This is a genomic window from Photobacterium proteolyticum (genome assembly GCF_001939735.1).
In the GTDB taxonomy this organism is placed as follows: domain Bacteria; phylum Pseudomonadota; class Gammaproteobacteria; order Enterobacterales; family Vibrionaceae; genus Photobacterium; species Photobacterium proteolyticum.
In genome coordinates, this window is the sequence record NZ_MJIL01000060.1 from 19,025 (window position 1) to 45,662 (window position 26,638).

General features: G+C 46.9%; 22 protein-coding genes. 9 read left to right on the forward strand and 13 right to left on the reverse strand.

Translation table 11 applies throughout. The annotated features are described in order from the left end of the window. Window positions 1-120: 120 nt before the first annotated feature. Together BIT28_RS09430 and BIT28_RS09435 are read left to right on the forward strand one after the other, a co-directional pair. Window positions 121-339: a hypothetical protein gene (locus tag BIT28_RS09430; protein WP_075763317.1), complete on the forward strand. Its 219-nt coding sequence runs from the start codon at window positions 121-123 to the stop codon at window positions 337-339. 165 nt (window positions 340-504) lie between these two features. Further along, window positions 505-978, forward strand: coding sequence for a DUF2947 domain-containing protein (locus tag BIT28_RS09435; protein ID WP_075763318.1), 474 nt, complete (start codon window positions 505-507; stop codon window positions 976-978). A 76-nt stretch (window positions 979-1,054) separates the two neighbouring features. Here BIT28_RS09435 and BIT28_RS09440 read toward each other — a convergent pair whose 3' ends face one another. The 4 genes from BIT28_RS09440 to BIT28_RS09455 form a co-directional block, all read right to left on the reverse strand. Then, window positions 1,055-3,067, reverse strand: a complete 2,013-nt coding sequence (locus BIT28_RS09440; RefSeq protein WP_075763319.1) for a diguanylate cyclase domain-containing protein — start codon at window positions 3,065-3,067, stop codon at window positions 1,055-1,057. After that, window positions 3,064-3,666, reverse strand: a complete 603-nt coding sequence (locus BIT28_RS09445) for a YfiR family protein (RefSeq protein ID WP_175577510.1) — start codon at window positions 3,664-3,666, stop codon at window positions 3,064-3,066. The genes BIT28_RS09440 and BIT28_RS09445 overlap by 4 nt, the downstream gene beginning before the upstream one ends. A gap of 76 nt (window positions 3,667-3,742) precedes the next feature. Further along, window positions 3,743-4,582, reverse strand: a complete 840-nt coding sequence (locus BIT28_RS09450) for a pirin family protein (RefSeq protein WP_245823672.1) — start codon at window positions 4,580-4,582, stop codon at window positions 3,743-3,745. A 227-nt stretch (window positions 4,583-4,809) separates the two neighbouring features. Beyond that, entirely contained in the window at window positions 4,810-6,426 is a 1,617-nt protein-coding gene (locus BIT28_RS09455) for a VRR-NUC domain-containing protein (RefSeq protein ID WP_075763321.1), read from the reverse strand. Window positions 6,427-6,527: 101 nt separating this feature from the next. Here BIT28_RS09455 and BIT28_RS09460 point away from each other — a divergent pair, with 101 nt between their 5' ends. Together BIT28_RS09460 and ydiJ are read left to right on the forward strand one after the other, a co-directional pair. Next, window positions 6,528-8,015 (forward strand): bifunctional NUDIX hydrolase/phosphatase PAP2 family protein, encoded by a 1,488-nt coding sequence (locus BIT28_RS09460; protein ID WP_075763322.1) that lies wholly within the window; start codon window positions 6,528-6,530, stop codon window positions 8,013-8,015. A 142-nt stretch (window positions 8,016-8,157) separates the two neighbouring features. Continuing rightward, window positions 8,158-11,226, forward strand: a complete 3,069-nt coding sequence (gene ydiJ, locus BIT28_RS09465) for a D-2-hydroxyglutarate dehydrogenase YdiJ (protein WP_075763323.1) — start codon at window positions 8,158-8,160, stop codon at window positions 11,224-11,226. A gap of 98 nt (window positions 11,227-11,324) precedes the next feature. Here the strand turns inward: ydiJ and aqpZ are convergent, their stop codons facing one another. Both aqpZ and BIT28_RS09475 read right to left on the reverse strand, forming a co-directional pair. Further along, window positions 11,325-12,014: an aquaporin Z gene (aqpZ, locus tag BIT28_RS09470; protein WP_075763324.1), complete on the reverse strand. Its 690-nt coding sequence runs from the start codon at window positions 12,012-12,014 to the stop codon at window positions 11,325-11,327. A gap of 194 nt (window positions 12,015-12,208) precedes the next feature. Beyond that, complete coding sequence (locus BIT28_RS09475) at window positions 12,209-13,093, reverse strand: LysR family transcriptional regulator (RefSeq protein WP_075763325.1); 885 nt, start codon at window positions 13,091-13,093, stop codon at window positions 12,209-12,211. A 173-nt stretch (window positions 13,094-13,266) separates the two neighbouring features. Here BIT28_RS09475 and BIT28_RS09480 point away from each other — a divergent pair, with 173 nt between their 5' ends. Beyond that, complete coding sequence (locus tag BIT28_RS09480) at window positions 13,267-13,962, forward strand: cation efflux transmembrane domain-containing protein (RefSeq protein ID WP_075763326.1); 696 nt, start codon at window positions 13,267-13,269, stop codon at window positions 13,960-13,962. A gap of 80 nt (window positions 13,963-14,042) precedes the next feature. On the opposite strand, the gene BIT28_RS09485 is transcribed toward BIT28_RS09480, so the two are convergent. Beyond that, window positions 14,043-14,525 carry a LabA-like NYN domain-containing protein gene (locus BIT28_RS09485; protein WP_075763327.1) on the reverse strand — a complete coding sequence of 161 codons (483 nt, stop codon included), beginning with the start codon at window positions 14,523-14,525 and terminating at the stop codon, window positions 14,043-14,045. 160 nt (window positions 14,526-14,685) lie between these two features. Here BIT28_RS09485 and BIT28_RS09490 point away from each other — a divergent pair, with 160 nt between their 5' ends. Then, window positions 14,686-15,459: a YggN family protein gene (locus BIT28_RS09490; RefSeq protein WP_245823673.1), complete on the forward strand. Its 774-nt coding sequence runs from the start codon at window positions 14,686-14,688 to the stop codon at window positions 15,457-15,459. Between the two features lie 100 nt (window positions 15,460-15,559). Beyond that, on the forward strand, window positions 15,560-15,715 hold the full coding sequence (locus BIT28_RS29500) for a hypothetical protein (RefSeq protein WP_175577511.1): 156 nt from the start codon (window positions 15,560-15,562) through the stop codon (window positions 15,713-15,715). 189 nt (window positions 15,716-15,904) lie between these two features. Here the strand turns inward: BIT28_RS29500 and BIT28_RS09495 are convergent, their stop codons facing one another. Continuing rightward, window positions 15,905-18,274 carry a YgiQ family radical SAM protein gene (locus BIT28_RS09495; protein WP_075763328.1) on the reverse strand — a complete coding sequence of 790 codons (2,370 nt, stop codon included), beginning with the start codon at window positions 18,272-18,274 and terminating at the stop codon, window positions 15,905-15,907. A gap of 713 nt (window positions 18,275-18,987) precedes the next feature. Here BIT28_RS09495 and BIT28_RS09500 point away from each other — a divergent pair. Together BIT28_RS09500 and BIT28_RS09505 are read left to right on the forward strand one after the other, a co-directional pair. Continuing rightward, on the forward strand, window positions 18,988-19,539 hold the full coding sequence (locus BIT28_RS09500) for a hypothetical protein (RefSeq protein WP_075763329.1): 552 nt from the start codon (window positions 18,988-18,990) through the stop codon (window positions 19,537-19,539). A 324-nt stretch (window positions 19,540-19,863) separates the two neighbouring features. After that, on the forward strand, window positions 19,864-20,616 hold the full coding sequence (locus BIT28_RS09505; RefSeq protein WP_075763330.1) for a GGDEF domain-containing protein: 753 nt from the start codon (window positions 19,864-19,866) through the stop codon (window positions 20,614-20,616). Between the two features lie 193 nt (window positions 20,617-20,809). Here BIT28_RS09505 and BIT28_RS09510 read toward each other — a convergent pair whose 3' ends face one another. The 5 genes from BIT28_RS09510 to BIT28_RS09530 all read right to left on the reverse strand — a co-directional run bounded on the left by BIT28_RS09510 (window position 20,810) and on the right by BIT28_RS09530 (window position 26,635). Continuing rightward, on the reverse strand, window positions 20,810-21,238 hold the full coding sequence (locus BIT28_RS09510) for a hypothetical protein (protein WP_075763331.1): 429 nt from the start codon (window positions 21,236-21,238) through the stop codon (window positions 20,810-20,812). Continuing rightward, window positions 21,217-21,855 carry a winged helix-turn-helix domain-containing protein gene (locus BIT28_RS09515; protein ID WP_175577512.1) on the reverse strand — a complete coding sequence of 213 codons (639 nt, stop codon included), beginning with the start codon at window positions 21,853-21,855 and terminating at the stop codon, window positions 21,217-21,219. The genes BIT28_RS09510 and BIT28_RS09515 overlap by 22 nt, the downstream gene beginning before the upstream one ends. 215 nt (window positions 21,856-22,070) lie before the next feature. Then, the gene (locus BIT28_RS09520; RefSeq protein ID WP_075763333.1) at window positions 22,071-23,615 is read right to left on the reverse strand and encodes a methyl-accepting chemotaxis protein; all 1,545 of its coding nucleotides are present in this window, start codon (window positions 23,613-23,615) and stop codon (window positions 22,071-22,073) included. 459 nt (window positions 23,616-24,074) lie between these two features. Continuing rightward, entirely contained in the window at window positions 24,075-25,430 is a 1,356-nt protein-coding gene (gene dcuC / locus BIT28_RS09525; protein ID WP_075763334.1) for an anaerobic C4-dicarboxylate transporter DcuC, read from the reverse strand. Between the two features lie 332 nt (window positions 25,431-25,762). Further along, window positions 25,763-26,635, reverse strand: coding sequence for a LysR family transcriptional regulator (locus BIT28_RS09530; protein ID WP_075763335.1), 873 nt, complete (start codon window positions 26,633-26,635; stop codon window positions 25,763-25,765). Window positions 26,636-26,638: the final 3 nt, after the last annotated feature.

Below are 26,638 nucleotides of genomic sequence, written 5' to 3' on the forward strand. Positions count from 1 at the left end.
TTATTGTTTTTTTTATACATCGCCATAGCTGTAAATTGTGACCGTTTGATGTCGGAAATTTGACGATTTACAGACTCACTCCTATTTTTAGTTGGGTTTAACTGAGAGAGGTTAGGTGTGATGAAAAAAATGAATTCGGCATATCGATTACAGATCATCAAAGAAGTGGCAACAAGAAAGCGATTGGTGGAGCGGGGAGACCCGATGGCTTGTCATATCTCTCAGTTACTGGAACAGCGTAGTCAAGAATCACCAATAGTGGAAAAAAACTTTAATGGTTGCCACTATGATGCGCAGATAGGAGGCTGGGTCAGCAATTTGTGGGATGCCAACAAATAGTTAACACGGTAAAGGAGCCGGTTGATGGGCGGTGTAGTACATTGCTTCCGGTTCCTCTGATAGCCATTCTGCAGCAATCAAATTTAGTCTGAAACCCATTTCAATACTGGAACAAAATGATCGACTAAGGTACATTGCCCCGTCAATGTTTAGTTAGGTCGACGAATGAACTACGTAGAGTTAGATAGCTATTCCCGCAAGTGGATCTTTACCCACGCCTCTATGCCTGTCGAGGCAACAGATTTAGAGCAAATTAAACCTTTCACTCAGGCTCGATCAGCTCAAATTTGGCGCGAGCATATTAGCAGCCAGAGCCCGGATGCCGATCATTTTGAAAAAGACGACTGGGCACATGATCAGAAAATCTGGTCTGAAGCGATTGACTGGCAGCATGCCTGGGATAGTGATGACATTGACCTTCCGCCAGAAGTGATGGAATTCATTAACTGGGAAGATAATACCACTGTCTTTTTCTGCTACGAAAAGTACAACGTCATTGAGACCAAGTGGGGAGTCTTCAAGCGTAACTGGAAGAACTTCTTGTTCTTTGACGATGGCCCGATTTTGATCGGCCGTAAAAAGTCTCAGGCGCTTTGGTTCCAGTCTAACGGGACATTCAAGTGTGCCAAGCGTAGCTAGATGAACATAATGCAGTGCCGCTTAAGTAGAAGTGGCACTGTTGTATATTGCTCACTGGTGATGCAGTTGCCATTTATTAGTCATAGTTCTTCCTGAACTGATTAAATTCGATGATCCGTCCCTTGCCTGACAGTTTGGCACCATACATGGCTTTGTCCGCCCGCCGTAAAATATCGTCTACTTTCTGAGACTCATCAGGATAAACATAGTAACAACCTATACTGGCACCGATGTTGAGCTGTGTTTTCTTGCCCAGACTAATTGGCTCTATGATTCTGGCTAAAATACGTTCGCACGTGAAGGATATATCATTCCGACTGGCCACCGGGTTGATAATGGTAACAAACTCATCACCAGCAAGGCGGGCAACCATATCACTTTTTCGAACTGTTCTGAGTAATCGCTCTGCGATGATCTTGAGGACTTTATCACCAGCACTGTGACCATAAGTGTCATTGACTGTTTTAAAGTCATCCAAGTCAATAAATAGCACTGCAAATACAGAGTTTTTTGATTTTTGCTTACTGAGCACCTGTACCAGTTCCTGATGCAGTTTGCTTCGGTTGGCCAGGTTAGTAAGCGGGTCATGGGTGGCTAGGTGTTCGAGTCGCCGCATTTTTTTCATTGAGCGAAGATCCGAGGCGATCACCACGGTTTGAAACTCATCGCTATGGCTGACTTGAATCCTGTTAATGCGGAGAAACATAGGGATAAAAGAGCCGTCTTTGCAAACCGGACTCATTTCTCCGTGCCAGTGGTTGGTCTTTTTTAGCGCCTGGCGGATAGCAAGTTCGATTTTGCTGTCCTTCCCCAGATCGAACATGATATGGAAATGCCTGCCAATTGCCTCGTCTGGATGATAACCCAGGAAGCGGCTGAATGCCGGGTTGACCATGTTTATGATACCCGAATCGCTTAGCAGCATGATCGCGTCCTGGCTGCTCTCAAAAACCTGAGCTGCCATTTTCTGCTGTTGCTCTGCCTGCTGCCTTTTGGTGACATCTTCAATGGCAAAAAGCGTTTGTTTGCGGTGTTCTAAAGGCCGGCTGACTATCTGGTAGGTGCGTGGTTGTCCAGATGATGTCGCACCACCTTTCATGATTTCGTGGTCGAATTGCTGCTGACCGTTAAGAGCGGCTTCTAGTCGACTGCCGAATAGGTGGGGGTGTTCGGTATGCAATATATCAGTCAGGCTAAGCCCTTTTGCTTTAACAGCAGGAAGGTCGAGTACAGATAAGGTGGCATCATTCGCCAGGGTGATGATGCCTGTTTGGTTTACGACAAGCAAAGCATGCTGCACTGTGGCGATGACATCATCGGCAAAGGCTTTCTCTTCACTCAGCTGACTTAAGGTGGCGCGAATTTCTGCATCACGCTCGTTTAGCTTTTTCTGCATGCTGTTAAAACAACTCACTAGCTCGCCAACTTCATCATAGGTTTGTGTTTGCGGAGTGATAGGACTCGGGCTTTCGTCTTTGATAATACGATTAACAGCAAGATTCAGTTGGGAGATAGGGTGAATGACCCATGACTGAACGCGATTGATGATGTAGGCAGTCAGGGCAATAATGGCGAGCAGCAACATGAAACTGACTTGGAAATGGGTAGTTCGCATTTCCTGAAGCGTTTTCAATGACACGCCGATATGCATATGGGCAATTGGCTCGTTGTCGAGCATAACGGGAACGGTCAGATAGAGCATTTCAGGTCCAAAGTGGTAGCTTTGTCTCGTCACATCATGTTTTTCTTCTGTTGTCGGAGGAATAAATTCGATATCTGGGTTGATGTATTGAACAAACAGGCTGTGATCAGGATGTTCAAGCCGGACTCTGGCGACGAGCGGTGCGGCACTGAAAGCCGACATAATTTCAGTGCCATCAAGGTGGTCATTAAACAAAACCGCAGCAGTCAGGTTCATTCCTACACCGTTAGCAAGTACTTGCGTTTGGCTGAGCAGATTGTCTTTCTCGATTTTCAAAAAGGTTTGATAAGTGATGAATTGCAAGCTGATGAAAGCCAGGACGATAAAGCCCATTACCGGTATCGATAAGCGCTGGCTCAGGGAGAGGCGATCGATAAGTCTACTCATGGTTGCCCCCCTTTTTGTCCGGAAGGGGGCAGGGCAATCCGTAGCAAACGAGAGCTGATCGTCAGTTGCCCTTTTGTCACATTGTCTATCGCTATTGCTGGCTTTATTCGGTTTTTGGTTGCGCGAAGCTCTATCATGCCACCGCGCTGAAGGAAACGCAGGCCGTCACTGACCGTCAGTACGCCGGTCAATTGTGGAATCGTCTTATATTGCTTTAGCGTGTCCTGCGGGATATACAGCACTTCACAGCTGTCGCCGGCTTGGTTGAAATTGGTAATTGAGGTGACAGTCGCTGAGCGATTTGGTGGGGTTTTCCGAAAGAGAACCTGTTTGAGTGTGAGCGTTGCGGTATCGCTGCCCAGGCTGCAGTAGCGAATACGCTCCGGGAGCGGCTCGGGCCATCGAACAAAATTGGCAAAGTGGTATAGGTAGAGGGCCTTAACTTCATGCGGCGAATAGCCGCTGTTACTCTGCGTGTTGGTATCAGCCAGGATATAGGAAGAAAAGAACAGGGCAATGGCAAGGTAGCCTAAGCAAAACTGCCTTGCGATCAACGACGGCCTGTTAAGAGTGGCTGCCAACTGGTTGTGATACAACATTGGAATAAATCCGCTACCCACAGTCATCGTTCCAAAGGTTATATTGGCAAGAGTAACAATTACAAATTAAACGCTTTTACAGACCACTCATTCTTTTTGCGGCCATCAGTCGCTTAATGTTTTCTGTACCCAGCGACATATTGACGGCAGAGGAATGTACTGAGCAGCCCGATGAAATTAACGGCTGGTGCAAAGGCTCACCCAGAGACACAAAGAGCCGGGTCCCGATACTGCCGGTTCGGATCTCCAGCGGCAGGGAAGATGGTGTCAAGGTGCCCATTTGGTGAGGATGTAGCTGGTTACCGCCGATATAGGCTCGTCCGGAGCGAATGTAAACGAACCCTGTTGTTTGACTTTTATCTGGCTGGAAGTGCCAGACACCATAGGGTGCGATAATGATATCGAGGTAGGTAACGGGAATACTGTACTTTATAGGACTTACCGAGCCTTTGTAGTTGCCGATAAGCACCTTGGTCGCAGAATCGACTTCCTCGACCAGTGGAATGTGGTGGGATGAAACATTGGTACTTGAGGCGTCGACCATCTCTTTGTGGCCCGCAGGCAATGCTGTCCACAGGCTGAAAGACTCCACCCGGCCGTCTTGAGGTGTCATGGTATCTTTGTGAATAATCCCGTTTCCCGAGGTCATCACATGAATATCACCACTATTGAGTGTGACATGGTTGCCCGATGAATCGAGATGACGAAGTCTTCCCGTGACAGGGTAACTTATTGCATCAACCCCCGAGTGACCGTGGTAATCGAGCCCGGTTGTTCGGATAATTTCTTTGGCTTCAAAATGATCCCACAATACAAAGGGATCAAGTTCATGGAGATCCTCAACATCGATAAATGCCGTAATGGATCCGGTTTTGTGGCCGTAGCGGATTTTATTTATCTTTTTAGTGTTTTTCATGATCAAATACCAACAGCAATGGTTATCTGATTTGCCACTAACTCGATCTGCAGAGCCTGACAACGAATTTAATTGGCCTTTGTATAAATAAGAATGGCCTGAATAATGATTTTTGATTATTAAATCTTAGACCTAGGATTCAGAATTGCTCAAGGTCAGAACGGGAAAACAGTGGATTCTTTTGGCCTAATTTAATCGCTCCAGCCAATTGACTGGATATTGCAGCCTTACTTCCAAGTTACATAATCGACAGAAGCCGGGCAGCCGAGCTCGGCGAACTTTTTCAGCCAACGGATTTGGTTATTTTGCAGCTTGTCGCCGGGGCCTTTTACTTCGACCCACTGATACTCACTGGCTTTGAACATGATAAGATCAGGCAAGCCAGAACGGTTGTTTCGCGGGTCGAACAGCAGTCGCTTAAACAGCTCGCATAATGTAGAGCTCGGGATGGCGCTGGTGGCCTGGAGCACGATGTCTTCCGTTAATATCGACCAGTTTACCCAGTCGTTGCTTATCCCTCGTTTATTTCGGTAGATCTCTGTCCACGTCTGCCAGCGATTTTCGCTGATGTCTGTCAGGCGCAGGTTGATTAATGCCTCACGCTGTTGATAGAACTCCGGGTGGAACATGTCGCGGGGTGAGCGTTGGTAGGGGTTTAGAAATGCCCCTTTAACAGGCGTGAAGATAATATCCCAGAATGCTAACCCGAATAAGCCGCACAGCAAGCTATTTTCCAGATAATGTACCGACCAACCTTGGCTTGCATAGTGGGCCGCCACGGAAAGTTCGACACGTTGGCCATTATTAGCCAGCGTAAGGTGGCTTTCATTAAATACGGGCTTGGCTGCTGGTTGGTAAGTTCGCTTTAGAGTACGGCTTAATTTCTTTTCCAGCCGTTCGGCAACCTCAGCCTCGTCTTCATTGTGCGGTGACTGTTTGATAGCCAATGCGAGTTCAAGTGCTGGTTCGAACTGCTGAAGCTTGTCCAGAATGCGTACCTGACGTTCTCTTGATGGTGGGAGCTGGCTTTCTCTGAATAGTCCGAGTGCATGTTCGGGCATCTCAAAGCGTTCTAAATCGCGGGCGATATGATTGATGAGCTGCTGGCGTTTTCGCTCAAGGGGAGGCCACGTATAAGCCGATGGGATCTTCTCTGAGAGAGCGACGATTTCTGCGCGATCTTTGTTTTCTTTCGCCTGCCAGTAGTGATCGTTGAGTGAGGATAACTCAAGCCATTGCTGGATCTGGCGGCGATCGCTAAAGAGGCGGCTTTCCTTGTCGACAGTGTAGCTTTCGAACTGGTGCAAACCGAGATCCGAGAGCACAAACTGACTTAGATCCTGATAGCGGTTGCCAAAGAATAACAGTAGAAAAGTGTCAAGATGCTGCTGGTGGCAGATCTGTATGATGTCTTGTTTGAATTCATCCAGCGCCGGAGCATGTTTAAGCAACTCTTCGACAAGCTCCGGCTTGCGATATGACTTGCAAGGAGCCAGAGCTGGAAACAGCTTCAGCAACTCTGGTTTGGTAAACAGGCTAGTGATTTCTTCTAGCGGCCAGTCAGAATTGTTGCTTTCGACAAAGCCGACATTGTGAAGCTCTTCGGCTGCCAGATGAATATCACCAATCTCTTCATAGCTAAGCTTGTCACAGCGAAAGAACAGGCCTTTTCTTGATAGCAGACGGATACACAGCATCTGTGCCTTTTCAGGCAGATGTTGAAATATTGCTATCCATGCAGCTTCATCGTCGCTAAGCAGATCGCTGTACTGCCGATTGACCGAGTCGATGAGCAGACGGAAGTTGTGAAGATAGTAGTCCGGTGCGAGTACGATAGGCGTCATGGTCTGGTTTATACGCTGAGCGCATTCATAATTCTGTCAATGGTTTACATATTGCACTGCTGGTATGATGTGATCAATATTTCCGTGCTGTAAGGTCTGCTGTGTTTGCTCTGCTAAGAATCGTAAATCGCCTCTGTTTTGGTCTTTTTCTAGTTTGTGTCGCGTTGCCGACAGCGGCAACGGCTTCTATAGCAAATGAGTCAGATGTTCTCGGTGCTATGCCCGCTGATATTGTCGGTGCCGTTTGTGTTATCCGGCATGATAATAAAATGGTCATGTTAACTGAAGTGATCACCAAAAAGATGTCCCTGCCCGGTGGGTACATCGATAAGGGGGATACCCCGAGGCAGGCAGCAGCGCGAGAAGCACTGGAAGAAACCGGTATTCGGGTCAAAGTGGGAGACTTACTGGAGTACCGTCGTCGAGCCGCTATTTTTGGCTGCGTTGCAGAGTCACCCATTTTGGTTTCATCATTTCAAGACAATACTGGCTACTCCATGGTTGCCTCTTGGTTTGCCAACCATTATGCCACTGAAGTCAAACGCGTCTATCTCGTCGACCCTTATTTGGTTGAACCGGAGAAACATCGCTTTAAAATAAGTGCGAGCTTGTTGACTGAATGGATGGAGAAAACCCCGCCGAGCGAAATAGAAATGTATTCTGATCTTAGTCGCAAGGTCAATTCACTGCACCGGATAGAGCTTGACTGGGTTGAGCAGCTTCAGCAGTGGGTCAAGTCTTGGCCTGATGCCGGCCAAAGAGTATTTTCACACATTATTGCTGTTGTGAACTTACCGGGTGAACCATGGTTTCTTGCATTGTTGGTTATCGCTACTATTGGCTTTTATGGTCCGACTGGCTTGCTTCAATTAGCCGTTGTGCTGCTACTGGCCATCTTTACCAGCGGTGCGATTAAGCTCGGGTTAGCGTCACCCCGTCCGTCGGACATCATGCCCGAACTACAGCAAATAAATGCCTACGGGTTTGGTTTCCCTAGCGGCCACACTTTGATGGCTACCTTGTTGTGGGGCATGTGCTGGTATGCGCTGAGCAAGCGTGTCGGCACGGTTGTAAAATGGTTGTCGTTACCGTTTTTCCTGATACTTATCGTCGGGCAGGCTGTTGCCAGAGTCTGGTACGGCGTGCACTTTGTCAGTGATACCCTCGCCAGTATCCTGCTCGGGGTGATTTTCGTCTCGGCTTTGATTGTCTGGCATTCCGCTTCTAGTTATTCACTTCAACAGGCCATTGTAAACCGATGGTTTTGGTTATCGATGTCCTTCGTCGTCGGGATTGTGGCCGGACTTAGTCTGGCACCTCTTCATACCTATATTTTTGCGCTATTGCTGGGTATCGTGCTCAGTGTTGAAGCATTGCCGGATAAGCCGTTTTCGCTTTCGCTGCCGGGGCGCTTTTTGCTCATGGCTATTATGTTCGCCGGGGTAGGAGTGATAGGTGGCGGTATTGAGTTTCTGGCGTCGCTTTCCTCGGTGAGCTTGATTGTTCTGGCCATTCGGGGAGCTGGCTGGACGCTTGCCGCTATTTGGCTTATTGCTGGCTCGTCGGCTTTGGTAAAAAGATTGAAATAAAATTCTGCCCTTGAGCAGCGTTTTATGTTGTTGCGCTCCGTCACACTTTGTTTCATATTCGTAGTGAGGTAAAGTGAATGCAAACGATATAAGAGAGGCCAGTAGTCGTAGGATACGGCAGCCATACTGGACAAGGAGAGCAATGTTACCTGTATTAACACATCAGAATAGTATCGACGATGTCGTACTGTCATATCTGGACGAGTTGGAAAAAGCCGGTTTTGCCGGTGATATCGAACAAAATTATGCCAGCCGACTGGCTGTAGCCACTGATAACAGTGTGTATCAGCAGCTGCCACAAGCTGTCGTTTTACCCCGCACCACAGATGATCTTATCTTGATTGGCCGGGTCGGCCAGAACCCGAAATTTAAGCACGTCACCTTTTCTGCCCGTGGGGGCGGCACTGGAACCAACGGCCAGTCACTAACACCGGGGATCGTCGTTGATCTCTCTCGCCATATGAATCAGATCATTGAGGTAAACCCTGAGCAGGGTTGGGTGCGAGTACAAACCGGGGTAGTAAAAGATCAGCTTAATGACGCCCTACGTCCTTACGGTTATTTCTTTTCGCCGGATTTATCAACCAGTAACCGTGCCACTATCGGCGGAATGATCAATACCGACGCATCTGGTCAGGGATCGCTGAAATACGGTAAGACCTCTGATCATGTCCTGTCTCTGAAAGCCGTTCTGGTGGATGGCTCTGTACTGGAAACCGAACCGCTGACTCAGGAGCAGATATATACGGCATCAGAGGGAGATGAGCTTGCCAATAAAGCGATGCTGATATCGTCCCAGGTATGCCGTGACAAGCGACAGCAAATTGTTGATAAATTTCCACCATTGAATCGCTTCCTGACCGGTTACGACTTACAGAACGTTTTTGATGACGCGCTGACGGAATTTGATATTACCCGCCTGTTATGTGGTGCTGAAGGCTCACTGGCCTTTATTGCCGAGGCGAAGCTTAATATTACGCCAATCCCGAAATCCCGGACCTTGGTGAATATTAAATACGATAGTTTTGATTCGGCCTTGCGAAATGCTCCGATGATGGTGGAAGCACAAGCTTTGTCTGTCGAAACGGTTGATTCGCGGGTACTGAATCTGGCCAAGCAGGATATTGTATGGCACACCGTTAGCGATTTGCTGACAGATGTTCCCGGCAAAGAGCTGCTGGGCATCAACATGGTTGAGTTTGCCAGCAATGATCCGGAAGAAAATCAACGCCAGGTCGCAGCCTTGTGCGTACAGCTCGATTCCTTGATCGCGGCAGAACAAAGCGGGGTGATTGGCTATCAGGTGTGTGATGATCTTGCCAGCATCCAGAAAATTTATGGTATGCGCAAGAAAGCGGTTGGCCTGTTGGGTGCGGCAAAAGGCAGTAAGAAGCCGGTTGCCTTTGCTGAAGATACTTGCGTGCCGCCGGAAAACCTTGCTGATTTTATTGTTGAGTTCCGTCAGTTGCTTGACGAGAAGCAGCTGGATTACGGTATGTTCGGTCACGTGGATGCTGGGGTGCTTCACGTCCGTCCTGCACTGGATATGTGCGATCCGGAACAAGAACGGCTGATGAAGGAAATCTCGGATCAGGTTGTTGCACTGGTAGCAAAATATGGTGGCCTGATGTGGGGTGAGCATGGTAAGGGGTTCCGATCGGAATACGGACCGGCATTTTTCGGTGATGAGCTGTTTACCGAACTGAGACGTATCAAGGCGGCGTTCGATCCGGATAACCGGATGAACCCCGGCAAGATTTGTACTCCGCTTGATAGCAATGCCGAGCTGGTGAAAGTCGACGGAGTGAAGCGTGGCTTCTATGATCGACAGATCCCGGTGAAGGTGCGCGATAGCTTCAAGCAGGCAATGGAATGTAACGGTAATGGCTTGTGTTTTAACTATGATACAAGCTCGCCGATGTGCCCATCAATGAAGATAACGGCTGATCGCCGTCATTCGCCTAAAGGCCGTGCTGGCTTGGTACGCGAATGGTTACGTCAACTGTCAGAGAAGGGCATTGATCCGATGAAGCTGGAAGCGGAGCTGATGAGCCAGTCTCCGACAGTGAAACAGATCATCGACCGGTTTAGAAATACCTTCGGCTCGGGCAAGAGTGACTATGACTTCTCCCACGAGGTAATGGAAGCCATGAATGGCTGTCTGGCCTGTAAGGCGTGTGCGAGCCAGTGTCCGATCAAGGTCGATGTGCCGAGTTTCCGCTCTCGCTTTATGAATATCTATTACAGCCGCTATCAGCGCCCGGTGAAGGATTACCTGGTGGCCTATGTAGAAAGCTATTTGCCCTTGATGGCAAAAGCGCCAGTGACCTTTAATGCTGTGATGCGTCCGTCGTGGTCGAAAACGCTTACTGAGAAAACGATCGGCTATGTGGATATGCCGGCGTTATCAGTGCCGACCTTGAAGGAAGGGCTGGATGGTCATCATGCCACGCGTTTTGACCTGCAGTGGCTACAGGCATTGTCGGAACAAGAGCGTCAGGATTATGTGCTGATTGTTCAGGATCCGTTTACCAGCTTTTACGATGCCGATGTGGTTCAAGATTTTGTCTACCTGATTGAAAAACTCGGCAAGAAGCCGATGCTGGTGCCGTTTAAACCCAACGGCAAGGCGCAGCATATTAAAGGCTTCTTGCGTCAGTTTGCCAAGACGGCACGTAATACCGCTGATTTTCTCAATCAACTGTCGAGCTTGGGCATTCCGCTGGTGGGCGTCGATCCGGCGCTGGTGCTTTGTTACCGGGACGAGTATGAAGAAATATTGGGTGACAAGCGGGGAGAGTTCCATGTTCAGACGGCTCATGAGTGGTTACTGCCGTTACTGCCAGAGCTGCCGTCCCATCCTCTGCGTGAAGATGACATATGGTATTTGTTTGCCCATTGTACCGAGAAGACCAAAATGCCTAATGCCGAGAAGGAATGGGCTGAGATCTTTGCCCGTTTTGGTGCCAATTTGATGCCTGTTTCTGTTGGCTGCTGTGGTATGGCTGGTACGTTCGGTCACGAAAAGGACAAACTTGAAATGTCCCGTGGTGTGTACAATCTGAGCTGGCAGCCGAATCTTGAACAACTGGATACCGACAGGTGTATGGCGACGGGGTATTCCTGCCGAAGCCAGGTAAAGCGATTCGAACATATCAAGATGAAGCATCCGGTTCAGGTGCTGCTTCGGGTTGTAAATAACCTCCGATAAGCTTCGATTACCGGTGTAAAAATCAGAAAGCGAGAACCAGGGTTCTCGCTTTCTTTTTGGTGCTTTTTATTTCTGTCACTGACCTTATGCCGTCGCTGCTAATCGTCAGGGCACAGCCAGCGATAGACTACTCCGGCGGCGATGGCGCCCAGAATTGGAGCTACCCAGAAGAGCCATAGCTGTGCGATGGCCCAGTCACCGACCATAATGGCAGGCCCAGTACTTCGGGCAGGGTTAACAGAAGTATTGGTGACCGGAATGCTGATTAAATGGATCAGTACCAGCGCTAACCCGATAGCCAGTCCGGCCATTGAAGGTGTGGCCAGTTTGTGGGTCACACCAAGGATCACAATGAGGAACATAAAGGTCATGACGAACTCGGTAATAAAACCTGACAGCATGGTGTAACCGCCGGGAGAGTGGTCGCCATATCCGTTTGAGGCAAGCCCGCCAGCAAGGTCGAAACCGGCTTGCCCACTGGCAATGATGTACAGCACAAAGGCGGCAAAGATGGCACCGAGCACTTGGAAGACAATATACGGGCCAACTTCATTGGCGGGAAAGCGTCCTCCTGACCACAGGCCGATGGTGACTGCCGGGTTGAGGTGGCAACCTGAAATATGGCCAATGGCATAGGCCATGGTGACGACGGTTAAACCAAAGGCGAACGACACACCCAGCAAGCCGATACCCACATCAGGGAAAGCGGCGGCTAATACTGCGCTGCCACAGCCGCCCAATACCAACCAGAATGTTCCAATAAACTCAGCCACCAGCTTTTTGATCATCGTTGTAATCCTCTTAGGATGGGATGTATTGGACAGAGTATAGAAACGGAACTGGCTGATTAATGGCTCAAAAATGGAAAAGCTAGCCAATATACCCAAACACCATCAAGATGCAGGATTTAAAGTGTGGCCAGCGTGTTCAGTTCAAGAAAAATAACGGTAGGTATAGTCAGGCTTTCCATTGGATGAGGTGTCTAGCGATTGGCCTCCAGTAAATAGGTTTCAAGCTGATCGGATAGCCAGGATATGACGGCACCACGCTGTGTATTACTATCAACTATTTCGCCATAAGGCTGCCAGTTCATTGCTTTGCTATGTTTGAGTACGGTAATCGTTCCTTCTCGTAGATGATCATTGATTAACAGGGCCGGTACGTAAGACCAGCCTGCGCCGTCCAGAACGGCGTCACGAAGATGTTCATAAAAGGGAAGGGCGATGAAATTACTGGAGCGTGGTGTTGCCGCTTTCAGACTTTCGTCATCAACATAGGCAAGCGCGATCTCGGTATATCTTTCCAGATCAGAGCTGCTGACTTTACGTAGTCGACTTAAGGGGTGCGCTTTGCGCGCCACTGACATCATGCGAACCTGTCCAAGTTCATGGTGATTCACACGGGAGACTCTGTGGTCGCCGGGCAGCAGGCTGTAAGCAACATCAATGATATTTTGCTGCACCATTTGTTCTAGCTCAGGTGGTGGCGCAACATAAATCGATATACTCGTGTTCGGAAAGCGCTCGCTCATTTGCTGCACCAGTTGACGCCAAAGCAATTCAGGCAAAGTATCGTCTCTGGCTATGCGTAAAGCCGATTCAACACCGTCAAGGTGTTGGCTGCATCTGTTCTGAATATCACTGGCAATCATCAGAAGCCGTTCACAATCGTTATTAATGGCTTCGCCAATGTCAGTCGGCTGAACCTTGTTTCCCGATCGTTTCAGGAGCTGGACGCCCAGGTCATCTTCGAATGTGCTCAGCGCGGCACTGACTGTTGTCCGGCTTTTGTTTAGTTTTCTTGCAGCCTCGGCAATTGAGCCGCACTGGCATATTTGCAGGAATATTTCGATTTGGCTGATTTTCACGACTGAGCCTCGTTAAGGTAGGGAATGAGCTGCTGGTCTATTGATAACATCTCCAGCGTCAATTATTTCGTCGCTTGGTGATTATAACAAGCAAAACTATCACGATAAGATAGTTATACACCGCAATAATTAGGAATACCTGACGAGAAATACGTCGGTTAATAGAGGTAACTATGACTTGTAATGTGCAGCTTGAACGTCGGCTGCTTCAGTTTTCGACTTTCTCCTCGTTTCTGTTTGCCGTGATGGGGATCGGTCTTGGCTTGTGGATGGGCTCTTTGGTCATCGTTTTTGACGGCGCCTATTCGTTTATTAGTCTGGCCTTGACACTGGTGTCGCTGGTTGCAGCTGTGTATATTCGCCAGCCTGATGGCGCATCCTGGGATAAAGCAAAAGTTGAATCGTTGGTGATTGCCTTTAAGGGCGTTGTGATCACCGTGATGTGCTGCATTTCTTTTAGCACGGCAGTGGTTGCCATTTTTAACGGCGGGCGTGAAGTTGATACAGGGTTGGCTCTGCTCTTCGGAGTGATAAACATTGTTGGCTGCCTGGCAACTATCTGGGTAATGGCAAGAAAAGGCAAGCAGGCCAATTCTGCGTTGGTGGAAGCAGAAGTAAAACAGTGGGCAATGGATACAGTGATTAGCGGCGCTGTAATGATTGGATTTGTTATTGCCACCTTTATGGAATACACCGATTACTCCCAATATGCAGTGTATGCTGATCCGGTGATGGTTGTTTTAGCTTCAATCTATTTTGTGATTGTACCGTTGAAAATGGTTTACGGTGCGGTGAAGGATCTTCGCAGGTTAAGCGCCCAAAAAAGGATTGCTTGCGAGCAGAAGGCTGTAGGCGCGCTGATGAAATGAGCAGCCACAGAAAAATAAGCGACTAATGCTTAAACGGGAAGCCCCAATGGCTTCCCGTTTTCTGTTACATGCGATCGAGTTTATTTTCGTCCGAGAAGTAGGGTATCTTCAATTTCTCGGAAAAAATTCGCCGTATTGATCAGTGAGCTTGCCGTTAGTGCCGGTACGCCGTAGATCTCAACATCCACATTATATTTGGATTGTACCTTGTCGACGAGCAGGTCAAAGTCGCCGTCACCGGATAGCAGGATAACCCGATCCACTTCGGCTGCATGTTCAATGACGTCGAGGGTGATCCCTACATCCCAGTCACCTTTGGCCGACCCGTCGCTACGCTGGATAAACGGTTTGAGTTTTACTTCAAAGCCAATGCCTCTCAGAATATTTTGAAACTGACGCTGTTTTTCGTCACCTCGGTGAATGGCATAGGCGTAAGCGGCAACGACCTCCCGGCCCTGTGTGGCTTCTGCCCAAAATGCGTTGTAGTCAAAGTTACAACCATAGGTGTCTTTGACTGTGTAGTAGATGTTTTGCACATCGACGAAAATAGCAACTTTTTCCACAATAATTCTGACCAGATGAATGATAGTTCACAGAGTGCCTATATATGAGTAAAAACTCAAGCATGATGAGCTGATACGGTCATATTGTTAGGGCTTGTTTCTCTTACAGTCTCTGGCACTTGTAGCCGAGGGAGAAAAATGTGACAGTAAAGCCAGTTATGTGTCAGTTAAAGAAAAACTGTTGAATATGATGATGAAGAAAATCTTGGCGACATGCCTTTTCCTTGCCCCTGCGGCGGCCTTTGCTCAGAGCTGTCCTGTTGATGTGCAGAATGATATCCATATTGCTGGCGAACAGGTGTCGGTGTATCAAGGCGGTCAGCCTAAGATGATGATTGACGAGAACAATCAGGTATACATCAACGGTGAGCGTCTGGAGCTGGATGCTATCCAGCAAAAAGCCGTAGATGCCTATAGTCATGGGGTAAAGGAATACTTGCCGCAAATGGCAGATATTGCCGATGACGGTGTGGGTATTGCTTCCGATATTTTGAATGAAGTCTCTGCGCGCTTTGATTCGAAAGAATCTTTTGCCAAGGTTGAGTCCTTGATTGATGACTACAGCCAAAAGGCGCAACAGAAATTCTATCAGGATGGTGAGTTCGTTATGCCTGCCGATATCTTTAGTACCGTCGATGCTGACTGGAAGCAGGAATTTGAGCAGGCCATGAAACATGTCAGCATGGAGTCGTTGTCCGGGCTGTTTTCCGCATTGTCGCAGGAAATGAAAAACGGTGAGCTGAACTTCTCTGAGCTGCAACAACAATTTGCCGAACTAAAGGCAAGTATTGAAGAGAAAGTGCGCTCTCGCTCGGGTGAGGTTGCAAACAAAGCCAATGATCTTTGCGACTCAATCAAAGGGCTGGCCGAGGAAGAGAAAGAGCTGCATCGCGTGGTGCCGGCGTTGAAAGATTATCAGATGTTCGAAATCTAGTGAGATTGGTATAAGTCTATTGATTTAACTAGCAAAACCCGCACTTTAACTGTGGTACAGTGTGGGTATATGTGGTTAGTCTGGTTTCGAAGGTGAGTGTATGTTGAAAATCGCCGTTATCTTTGTCCTGCTGTTACTGGCATTTCTGGCAACCAAATATTTAGATGAAAATGCCCAAAAGAAAATGTTGATAGGGCTCGGTGTCGTTATAGGCTGCGCCGTTGCTTTTTTTATGGCGATCGAGTTATTTCGATAGGCGGAGTTATTGACGGTAAGAAAGGCACCTGGCCTCTCACTTCGCTGTGACAGAAGCCATTCGAAACTAAGTATTAAAGCTTAAATTTCAAAAACTTGTTAGGCTATTAGCTTATTAACAAATAGCAAAAATAAAGCCCGCTATGTGCGGGCTTTATTGTATGAGAGGTCGCGAAAGCAGTCGTAACTGTTAGCGCGCCTTGGCTCGGCTACGGTTCGGCTTGCCGTTTTGGCTCTGACCTTGCCCCTGACGTTGACCGGAAGTCGGCTTACCGTTGCGGTTAGGGCGGCCCGAGTTGTTCCCGTTACTGTTACCATTACGGTTTCCAGCAGACTGCCCTGAAGGTTTACCGTTTGGTTTACCTCGGTTACCTTGCTGGCTCTGGTTGCCTTTGTTATTGCCGTTAGAGCGGCTACCCGGCTTACGTTTGCCATCCTTGCGGATATCAGGCTGATTTGGGTGCTTGGTTGCAAAGCGTTTTGCACCGTGACGGCCAGAACCTCGACGTTGTGCCGGCGTCATCTCTGCCTCGCTGCCTTCTTCTGGTACAAGGCAGTTTGGTCTATCGCCAATCAGGTACTTTTTGCCCATCGAGACAAGCGCCTCTCGGATCAGTGGCCAGTTCAGTGGATCATGGTAGCGCAACAGAGCCTTGTGCAGACGACGCTGGCGATCGCCTTTGGCGACAAATAAATCTTCGCGCTTTTTATACTTAACACGCTTGAGCGGGTTAGTTTCCGAGTGGTACATCGCCGTTGCGTTACACATCGGAGACGGGTAGAAGTTCTGAACCTGATCACACTGGAAATCATTCTTCTTAAGCCACAGAGCCAGATTCAGCATGTCTTCGTCGGTCGAACCCGGGTGCGCCGAAATGAAGTACGGGATCAGGTACTGCTTCTTGCCTGCTTCTTTGCTGTATTTCTCAAACAGTTCCTTAAATCGGTCATAGGTGCCCATGCCCGGCTTCATCATCAGATCCAGTGTGCCTTTTTCGGTATGCTCAGGCGCTATCTTCAGGTAACCGCCAACGTGGTGGGTCACCAGTTCGCGGATATATTCCGGTGATTCGATAGCCAAGTCATAGCGAACGCCTGAAGCAATCATGATCTTCTTGATACCGTCAACATTACGTGCTTTGCGGTATAGATCGATAGTGTGCTTGTGGTCGGTATCCAGCTTCTTGCAGATCTCCGGGAAGATACAAGAAGGACGGCGACAGTTGGCCTCGGCGCGTGGATCCGAACAACCCAGGCGGTACATGTTGGCTGTTGGTCCACCCAGATCCGAAATAGTGCCGGTAAAGCCCGGAACCTTGTCGCGGATATCTTCCAGTTCGCTGATGATCGATTCTTGTGAGCGGTTTTGGATGATACGTCCTTCGTGCTCGGTGATCGAACAGAAAGAACAGCCGCCAAAGCAACCGCGCATGATATTCACACTGGTTTTGATCATGTCATAGGCTGGAATTTTAGCCTTGCCATAGGAAGGGTGAGGCACGCGCGCATAAGGCAAGCCAAAGACAAAGTCCATCTCTTCCGTGGTCAGCGGAATAGGCGGCTTGTTCACCCATAGTTCGCGATCAGCGTGTTTCTGGATCAGAGCTCGCGATGAGTAAGGGTTAGTTTCCAGGTGCATAACACGGCTGGCGTGCGCATAGAGAATACGGTCGTTGCGCAGCTTTTCAAAAGACGGCAGACGAATAGCCGTGCTGTTGGAGTCATGGCGAGACGGCTGAATGTGAACCGGCTTGGCTTCAACTTCTGCCTTTTTCTCAGCTTTGTTGGTTTCGCAGTTCTCTTCAGTCGCATAAGGGTTGGGCATTGCCATGGCCTTACCCGGTTTTTCAATGCGGCTGGAATCGATCTCTTTATAGCCTTCCGGCAGTTCTTTCATGATCACTGCCGTACCGGCTATGTTGGTCAGTGTTGCAATATCCTCGCCGTCCGCCAGACGGTGTGCCACTTCAACCAAGGCACGCTCGGCATTACCGAAAAGAAGAATGTCACCTTTGGCATCAAACAGAACAGAGCGACGTACTTTGTCAGACCAGTAGTCGTAGTGAGACAGTCTGCGTAGGCTGGCTTCGATACCACCGAGTACAATCGGTGTTTCTTTGTAGGCTTCACGGCAGCGCTGAGAATAGACCAACACGGCGCGATCAGGTCGCTTGCCGCCTTCGTTGTTCGGTGTGTAGGCATCATCATGACGCAGCTTGCGGTCAGCCGTATAGCGGTTGATCATCGAATCCATGTTACCGGCTGTAATGCCGAAAAACAGATTCGGTTTGCCCATCGACATGAAGGCGTCTTTGTTGTTCCACTCAGGCTGGGCGATGATGCCGACCCGGAAGCCTTGCGATTCTAGCAATCGGCCAATTACCGCCATACCGAAGCTTGGGTGGTCAACGTAGGCATCACCGGTAACGATAATAATGTCGCAGCTATCCCAGCCAAGTGCGTCCATTTCCGCACGGTTTGTCGGCAGGAACGGCGCAGTGCCGTAGCATTCCGCCCAGTATTTGGGATAGCTATTTATTGGTGTTACATCAGTGTGCATACATTGGCCTCAATCTTAGAAGGCGGGAATTATAGCCGCTTGGTAAATGACTGGCTAGCCCTGATATTCTCTGGGTTTGACTCACCAAGAGGGCATAAAAATGATGTGGGTTAATCTTAGTCGGAATCTGATGGATTTTGTGGCTTGTTTGCCAGAGAACTGTCACCAATCATGAACCATTTTAGCGCGGATCATGACAGCCTTTGATACGCGATATTCTCAAGGGGTGATTGGTTTGCGGCTTAAAGAAAAGCAGAAGAGTTGACAGTTTTACTATGCGCAGATGACGGGTAACCTATTTAAACCTTACATATCATATGCTTTCATACTGAATTATTCGGTGCAGGCATGTGTATGGCGATTGGTCGCGGGTGGTGAGGTAGGCGAATTTGTTTCGTTAATCTTCTTCATATTTTTAGAGTATTTGGAAGAGGTATGATCTGGGTTAGTAGAATATATTGTTATACCGATTGAGAGAAACTTCCAGCATTTGGCCAATCTAAACTGAGATATCCTTGTACGGATACTGTTCAACCTTGATAGAACCTTACTAAGGTATACATTATCAAGTCTGTTACGAGAATTTGATATAAATTATGCTTAGTTATTTATTACAATTTGTCAGGTTAGAGTCCTAGCCCTCTGAAACATGTTAACTGAATTTCAAATACTATCGCATTAAATGCTATTAAAAACATAACAAGAAGAGCAATATGATCAAACGTCCGCAATTCAACACTCGTAACTTAGCTTCTATTGACGAAGAGACATCATCACCAAAGTATGCTTATGACAGTAAAGTATATTTCTTTGATTGCCATCCAGAGCAACCCGCTTGGCTAAAGCAACTATTTATGGTCAGGGGTATTGTTCGTAGGGTAGTTTTTGATGATGAAAGACAAGAGATTGCTTATCAACTCTATCTTCCTACTAATCGTCGGACAATATATGTTTATGAGAAAGAGCTAGGAACTAATTATGCTGATAGCCAGATTTCTTGCCCATGGGGTACTGTCGAATCCACTATGCAAGACGGATTAATGGTGAAGGTGGGTGAAAAAATTGAGCCAATAGTGTTATTAGATGAAGTTGTAAAAGCACTTAAACTTGATGCCGTCGATTATATGCAACATAGACGTAGAATTCATGTATTACTTAAAACCGCAAAATCTGTTGTGCGTGTTAGTTATGATCGTCAGCCAGAGTATAGGGTCTTTGCAAAGAAGGCTAGCTATATGCAAGCTACTCAGGCGTTACTCATGTAGTATCGGCCTTATAACAAAGCTGTAGTAATCGGCGCAAAAAATAATGATAACTCTTTATCTGTATCTTCCAAACACGAGAGAATTGGCCAGCTGTTTCAAATTTCTATCCCTACATGGAAAATCACGCCATATTCAGCAGATAAGTTCCTAATCTGGTTTGCTGTAGCAGTACGCTGCTCTAGTCATCTAGATCTGACGCAACGCAGTGCTTTGATATCTTGCTGTCCGATACTCTTAATTGATAAGGGGATCGCAGGAAAGACTATGTAACCAAGTCGTTTCACAGCTAAACTAAGTGGGGGAAAATAAACCAAGGAGTGGTTGGTGTTACGTGTGTTGATGGTGGTGGCATTGATCTTCATGTCTGTCAGTGTCCTTACTGAAGTAAATGAACACCAACGATATGAAACGTTGCTGGAGCTGATTACCTGCGGTGTATTTGTGTTCGTGTTGTTTGTAGCCAGTGAGTTTCTAGCGAAGTCTTTGTGGTTACTTTTAGGGATGTTATTTCTGATTTGCTCGAGTCTGCTAGGTGTCGCCCTTGAACTTGAAAAGTCGGGCGCCTATTTTGGTGTGAGTGGCTCAAGTGCAATGGTTGTTATCGATATGATTTATATATTTGGGCTTTGTTCAGCAGCATATGGGCTACATAGGATCATTCGGTACTACATTACGCACAGCTATTACGATGAACTAACGGGTTTATGTAATCGCAGGAAGCTCAACCAGTTCGATTCTAATAACAGCGGGCGTGTTTTGATCTATATGGATTTGGATGGCTTAAAAGGGGTTAATGACACGAAGGGGCATGAAGCCGGTGATAGTCTGATTGTAACTTTCGCAGGGTTATTGAAGTCAGTACCTGAAGTCATTGAACGGTTTAGAGTTGGAGGCGATGAGTTTATCCTTATCTGCGGTGCCGACAAGCAGGAAGCGACTATTCAGTTTTTAATGCAGTCTGCAACGGAGGTTAATGTGCAATTTTCATATGGTATTGCTCAATTGGATGATGGACTTAAGGCCGCGTTAGCCAATGCAGACCACGCAATGTATTTGATGAAAAAAGGCAGAAAATAGCCGCTTAGAACGATTCAATGGTCCATTTGATAATGACTAAAATGTGCAGTCCAGCACCTGATTTATTCAATTCACTACTTGCCAATAGGAAGTGTCCATATATGATCAAATCAGGTTAATTCTGCTAATTCAATTAATGCATCGGTGAAAAAAACGGTCGGTATGGCTATACACATCACCGATGCAATTAGCGTCACTCAATACGTTTCAATTTATATAGCATGAGGTTTTCGCCATTATAAAAACTGGTGACGACATTCTCGCCTACCTTTTTAAAACGCATAGAACTGAAAACTTTTGTGCTTTTATCTAGCTTTTCTTTCAATGACTTACTGTCTGAGTCAGCAGATATTTGAATTAATACTATTCGACCATTGCTGTCTTTCTGGTATTGAGCGTCATAGCGAACATTGAATTTCTTGGCTCGCTCATCCTGGCCGTAGATATTCAAGGTGTTACCATCAAACTCCATGTAAAACGCTTCGCCATTTACAGATTCGGCCTGCCAAAACCCATTGATCTTATAGAAGACTGGTGTGAATTTCCCTTTGAGAAACAAGAGCACCAGACTAATAACTGCAATATTTATCAATAGCTTAATTAAGGGGTGATATTTATGCATTGCTTGTCCTCTTTACACCCGTATATTGTGGCACTGACCTTGTCGATATAGTCATAGTGAGTTGATTGCAGCGTTTCATTTATTAGTTTGAGTTCATTATCGGTCGGACTAAATAGTATATATGTTTCGTTAATACGCATTGCTTCAAAGTCATCTTGCTGAATAAGTCCAATACCGAGGACAACCAATAAACTAGTGAGAATGCTGACTAAAGCAAATACGGGCTTGCTTAGCTTAATAGCTGTTGATTTCACTTTTTGAGATGAAGCTTTAGATGTAGTGTCAGGCTTGGTCTTCTTTTTGACCTCTGGTGCCGGAGCGCTAAGCTCAGGAGTGGGTGGGGCACAGGTATGAAACTCTGGCTTAACACCTAGCTTGTAGCCTCGTTTGGGTACGGTAATGATCAGGGCCTTGCCTTGATTGAATAACTTCGAGCGTAAACTGTTAACCGTTTGGTTAATCGTAAACTCTGACGCATAGGTGTTCGCCCACACGTTTTCCGCAATGTCAGTACGAAGCGCTACATTCGGGTATCGCTGACAAAGATATTTGAGTAATTCGACCTCTTTGATGCGCAGTTGAGTCTGGGCACCATCATTACTATTTGTGACCGACATATCAGTGAGCGAAACCTTTAGGTTTTGAAGACTGATATAAGTGATATTATCGTCGAGCGGGTTTGCCATATTGGTTTTCAGTACTGTAAGTAATGCATCATGATTGAAGTTATAGACGAGCAAATTATGATACAGTTCAAATTGTTAAGCAACAAAATGCAAGCATAATCGAACAGAGCTCAAAATCCGCCCGGCATAATGAGGTAAGTGTTTGATTAGCCGAAGGACTTTCCAAGTCCTTTAAGCATGGTAACCTTTTCACGCATCAAAATGGATGACTTTTCCATCTTTTCTACTTGTTCCAGGTTTTTTGTCGAAGAATATGAGATTTGGTTAACATTGTTACTGATTTCAGCTGAGACCATTCCTTGCTCTTCGGCTGCTGTGGCAATCTGAGTCGATATTTCTGCCATTTCATCAACCATAGCCACAACCTCTCTAATACTTTGGGCTGTTGTATCTGTGTTATCGACACATTCTTTGGTCTTCTCAATACTGACGGTTGTCCGTGACTGCCATTGGTTCAAGGTTGAGTTTATGTCGCTAATACCATGCTGGATTTTTTCTGTGGCACCATGTGTTCGTTGCGATAGAGCACGTACCTCATCGGCAACGACAGCAAACCCGCGCCCTTGCTCTCCCGCTCGGGCGGCTTCGATAGCGGCATTAAGTGCCAGTAAGTTTGTTTGTTCGGCAATGCCCTGTATTTCTACCATCATGGTTTCTATTTGATCGGAGACTTTGACCAGAGACTTGGCTGTTTCAGCAGTATTTTCTGTTTCCTGCTCCAATTCATAGATAGCTTGCTGGGTTAAATTGAGTGCTTCGGTGGTTTTGACACATTGCAGTTGGGCCGTGGCAACTTTGTCTGCTGTAAGCTGGGTATTTTGGGCAATTTCATTCGACACTGTTGAAAGTTCGGTGATGGCCGAAGCTATCATTTGTGTTTCCTGATCCTGTTCGGTGATGGAAGCTTTGGTCGATGTGGAGGCCTGCTGGAGAGTGTCTGCAACATCTCCCAGTGCTATAGAGGCATCATCGACACGTCCCAGAACCGTTTTCAGTCGTGCATCGCCTAGCTGGAGATGAAAGTCAGCGATAGACTCTTTCGAGTCGCCACTATAGATAATACGCGTCAGGCTGTCGTATTGGTCAGTCAATTGCTTTAAATATGAGGGAGTTTTCAGCAATTCGTTGCGAAACAGAAAGAAAGCGACGGCGAGAGGAACCAGGGCCGAGAATTCAGCATACCCCGGAATAAAGAGGTGCGCGCTGGTAATAGTCAGCACAGTAGCCAGAAAGCACAGAACCATTTTTTGTGTGGTGGACAGCTGGAACGAATAAGGATTCTTTTTCTGATTAAGATGTTGGTAGATTTTATTAGCTCTATTAATCATTTCACTGCCTGGCTTGCGTCTGACCGACTGGTAACCGCAGACTTGGTTGTTCTCATACAGTGGGGTGACGTACGCATCTACCCAGTAATAGCTACCGTCTTTACAGCAATTTTTGACGATTCCCCGCCATGGCTGTTCGGCCTTTAGGTGCTTCCATAAGTCGGCGAAGGCTTGACGAGGCATGTCAGGGTGCCGGATGATATTGTGGTGCTGACCAACGAGTTCATCTGCAGAATAACCGCAAATGTCAACGAATTCGTCGTTTGCATAGGTAATGATGCCTTTCAAGTCGGTTGTCGTAACAAGTTGGGCGTTGGGAGCCAGCACAATTTCATTGTCAGTAACATGGGTATTCTTTCGCATAACTATTCCCTCTCTACATCAAAAGTCACGGCTCGACGGCTGAAGCTTAATCACTGGCTCCACAAGTCATAAAACAGCGTTAGTAATGACAACAGTGCCATTACAAAAAGTACGGTATAACTCCGCTTAAAATAAAATGTAGATGGGATATCACTTATGTACATAATTGAATTTAAGGTGTTTTATCACAATTCAGAGCATTGGGCTTAATATCGCTTAGATCTTCTTATTATTCCTTAGGTATGCCACACGTTGCAGTTTTGGTGGCTGTAATTAAGATAAATACAATATAAAGTTCCGAGGAGGGTGATTTTATAAAAAAGATGAACTGGAAACTGGTGGTGGTAGGGATTTCTAGTGGGGGCAGAGTGTATTAGTTAGATGATTTTCGTGATTATGTGTTTATTTATAAAGAAAAGCCCACATGAGTTATGGGCTTTTTCAGGTTTATAGGATGGCTTACGCCGCCGGTACCATAACTTGGGTGGCAATGATTACCACGATAATACCAACAAAGACCGGAACAGAAGTACGTTTAACCACTTCGAACGGAGACAGCTTCGCCATGCCCGAACAGGCAACAACAACACCAGATACCGGAGAAATGGTACGGCCAAGGTTAGATGCCTGAAGCATTGGAATAACCAGGTATGCCGGGTTGATGCCCATTTTGGCCGCAAGGCTAGGAATAAGCTCAACGAATGCGTAGAACGGCGCGTTACCTGAACCGGTAGTGACAGCTGCAATTGCTGTGATACCAACCAATAGGATCATCAGGAAGATACCGCCGGCACCCGCGATTTCAGCAAGGTGAAGCAGGTTGTCGATGAAACCGACAGATTTCAAACCTTGCGCGAAAACACCAGCTGCAATCAAGAGCATAACTACGCCTGAGAAGGCATCTGCCATTCCTTTATACGCAGCATCCAGGCCTTCAAATACCATTTTTGAGTTACGGTGGCGGATCAGTTCGATTACCGCAGCAAGGAACATACAGATCACCAGAATAGTGACGATGTGTAGTTCCGGGAACAGCTTACCGCTGAACAGCAATACACCGATGATCGGCGTGAAAGGCAAAATGCAGAAGAATTTTGGCGCATCAACAGTCAGTTCGCTAACGTCCAGTTTTTCGTGAACAACACCTTCTTTGTCATCCAGGTAGCGCTGCCAGAAGAAGTGAGCAGCGGCCATGGCGATAATAGCGACAATAGAAATTGGCAGCGTTGTCTTGAAGGCAAAGTCGATCAGCTCCATACCTGCTGCTTCAGCAGCGACAACAACATCACCAGAGGTCGGAGACAGAATGATAGCTGCCGGTGACGCACAGATTGCAGCTGCAGCGCCGCGACTGATGCCCATATTAACCATCAGCGGGAACAAGGTTGCCATTAGCAATACACCCAGACCGGTTGCAGATGAAACGGCAAGGGACATCAGGCAGGCAACGAAGTAGGTGGCGACCATCAGAATGTAAGGGGATTTGATAAATTGTAGTGGTTTGGACGCCATTTTCACGACCATGTCGTTGGCACCGATCTTGGTCATGTAGGCTGCAAAGCCACATAGCATCATGATCATCATGCCAAGTCCGCCTGCGCGGTACATTAGCAGGTACTTAATATACTCAAATACATCAGTGACAGCGTTGCCTGTTGACGTGACGCCAGTAGGCAGCACGTTCTTACCTAACGCAGCAGTGATGGCAAGTAAAATAATACCGCCAGTTAATAGCACTCCAGTTGCTGTATATCCTTTGAAGATGTATCGACCTACACCCGCAGCAACCAGAAGACCAATTATAAGCTCCAACATGGAAGTGTCCTCTTAAACTACAAAATAAAACCAATTAAAAGAAAATGTGTGTATATAAAAATACTTTCTTACACATTATTTATGGGTAATTTACCTAATTAGTAGCATTTACTCGATATATAACGGCGGTATTTATGATCTGATGCAGTATTTTAAGCGGCGTATTTTTGTTGTGCTACTGGCTTGAAAACTAATATGAAAAAAGCTGTAACAAAAGAGTTAACTGATAGTTTTGAAGGAAATTCTAATAAAATAGCAATATAGCGCCATTATAAGAATTGTTGCCTATATAGTATGAACGGATTGAATATGTAATTGGCTAGTGGTGATTATTATTGGCAGTGTTGTTTAACAAACTCCATAAAGGCGCGGTCTGCAACAGACAAATATCCGTTTTTTCGCCATGCAATCGCAATATCAAGGTATACAGGCTGCTGAAAGGTAATGGCCGACAATCCTTGCTCATGCTGTGTCACCATTTCCAGAAGTGCCGTAATAGCAAAATCATTACGGACTATTTTTAAAATCATTGGCAGCAGGTTAGTTTCGAAGGCGATTTGAGGTGTAAATTGGTGGTGATGACATACATCATCAATGAATTCTCGGTGGAAATAGCCTTGCTTGAACATCACGAGTTCGTGTTGGAAAAAATCACTGAAGCTGATCGTTTTTTGCTGGGCCAACGGGTTTCCCTCGCCAACCACAGCAACCATTTGTGAGTTGATAAGGTGCTCGGTGGCAAGGCTGTCGGGGACATCGGCGTTGTGGATAATACCAAGATCCAGTTCGCCATTTAACAGCATTTTCCGGATGGACTGGGTGCCAGCTTCGACAATGGTTAGCTTTAAATTTGGATATTGGCTTTTAAAGCCCATCAGGATCTCTGGAAAGAAATACGATCCGAGCATACTTGGCAACCCAAGCCGAACTTCCCCTTTTTCCAGTCCCCTTAACTCTGCCATTGCGATGTTGGCATCTTCCATTTGCTGGAGAATGAGCCGGGCGTGTTCAAGCAGAATGCTACCTTCATGGGTGAGCATGACCTTGCGATCATTGCGGTGGAAAAGTGGCAGCTCAAGTTGGCTTTCGAGCTTTTTGATGGCAATGCTTAGTGCCGGTTGGGCGATATGCAGCTGCTCGGCTGCCCGGGTGAAATTACCCGTTTCGGCCAGTTTGACAAAGTAGGTGAGTTGACGAACATCCATTGG

What these genes read in the sequence shown, in the direction of transcription:
- BIT28_RS09500 (WP_075763329.1), top strand. Translation starts at nt 18,988, where the DNA reads ATGATCAAACGTCCGCAATTCAACACTCGTAACTTAGCTTCTATTGAC.
- BIT28_RS09520 (WP_075763333.1), bottom strand. Translation starts at nt 23,615, where the DNA reads ATGCGAAAGAATACCCATGTTACTGACAATGAAATTGTGCTGGCTCCC.
- BIT28_RS09480 (WP_075763326.1), top strand. Translation starts at nt 13,267, where the DNA reads ATGACTTGTAATGTGCAGCTTGAACGTCGGCTGCTTCAGTTTTCGACT.
- ydiJ (WP_075763323.1), top strand. Translation starts at nt 8,158, where the DNA reads ATGTTACCTGTATTAACACATCAGAATAGTATCGACGATGTCGTACTG.
- BIT28_RS09515 (WP_175577512.1), bottom strand. Translation starts at nt 21,855, where the DNA reads ATGTCGGTCACAAATAGTAATGATGGTGCCCAGACTCAACTGCGCATC.
- BIT28_RS09430 (WP_075763317.1), top strand. Translation starts at nt 121, where the DNA reads ATGAAAAAAATGAATTCGGCATATCGATTACAGATCATCAAAGAAGTG.
- BIT28_RS09455 (WP_075763321.1), bottom strand. Translation starts at nt 6,426, where the DNA reads ATGACGCCTATCGTACTCGCACCGGACTACTATCTTCACAACTTCCGT.
- aqpZ (WP_075763324.1), bottom strand. Translation starts at nt 12,014, where the DNA reads ATGATCAAAAAGCTGGTGGCTGAGTTTATTGGAACATTCTGGTTGGTA.
- BIT28_RS09440 (WP_075763319.1), bottom strand. Translation starts at nt 3,067, where the DNA reads ATGAGTAGACTTATCGATCGCCTCTCCCTGAGCCAGCGCTTATCGATA.
- BIT28_RS29500 (WP_175577511.1), top strand. Translation starts at nt 15,560, where the DNA reads ATGTTGAAAATCGCCGTTATCTTTGTCCTGCTGTTACTGGCATTTCTG.
- BIT28_RS09530 (WP_075763335.1), bottom strand. Translation starts at nt 26,635, where the DNA reads ATGGATGTTCGTCAACTCACCTACTTTGTCAAACTGGCCGAAACGGGT.
- BIT28_RS09435 (WP_075763318.1), top strand. Translation starts at nt 505, where the DNA reads ATGAACTACGTAGAGTTAGATAGCTATTCCCGCAAGTGGATCTTTACC.
- dcuC (WP_075763334.1), bottom strand. Translation starts at nt 25,430, where the DNA reads ATGTTGGAGCTTATAATTGGTCTTCTGGTTGCTGCGGGTGTAGGTCGA.
- BIT28_RS09495 (WP_075763328.1), bottom strand. Translation starts at nt 18,274, where the DNA reads ATGCACACTGATGTAACACCAATAAATAGCTATCCCAAATACTGGGCG.
- BIT28_RS09510 (WP_075763331.1), bottom strand. Translation starts at nt 21,238, where the DNA reads ATGCATAAATATCACCCCTTAATTAAGCTATTGATAAATATTGCAGTT.
- BIT28_RS09445 (WP_175577510.1), bottom strand. Translation starts at nt 3,666, where the DNA reads ATGTTGTATCACAACCAGTTGGCAGCCACTCTTAACAGGCCGTCGTTG.
- BIT28_RS09450 (WP_245823672.1), bottom strand. Translation starts at nt 4,582, where the DNA reads ATGAAAAACACTAAAAAGATAAATAAAATCCGCTACGGCCACAAAACC.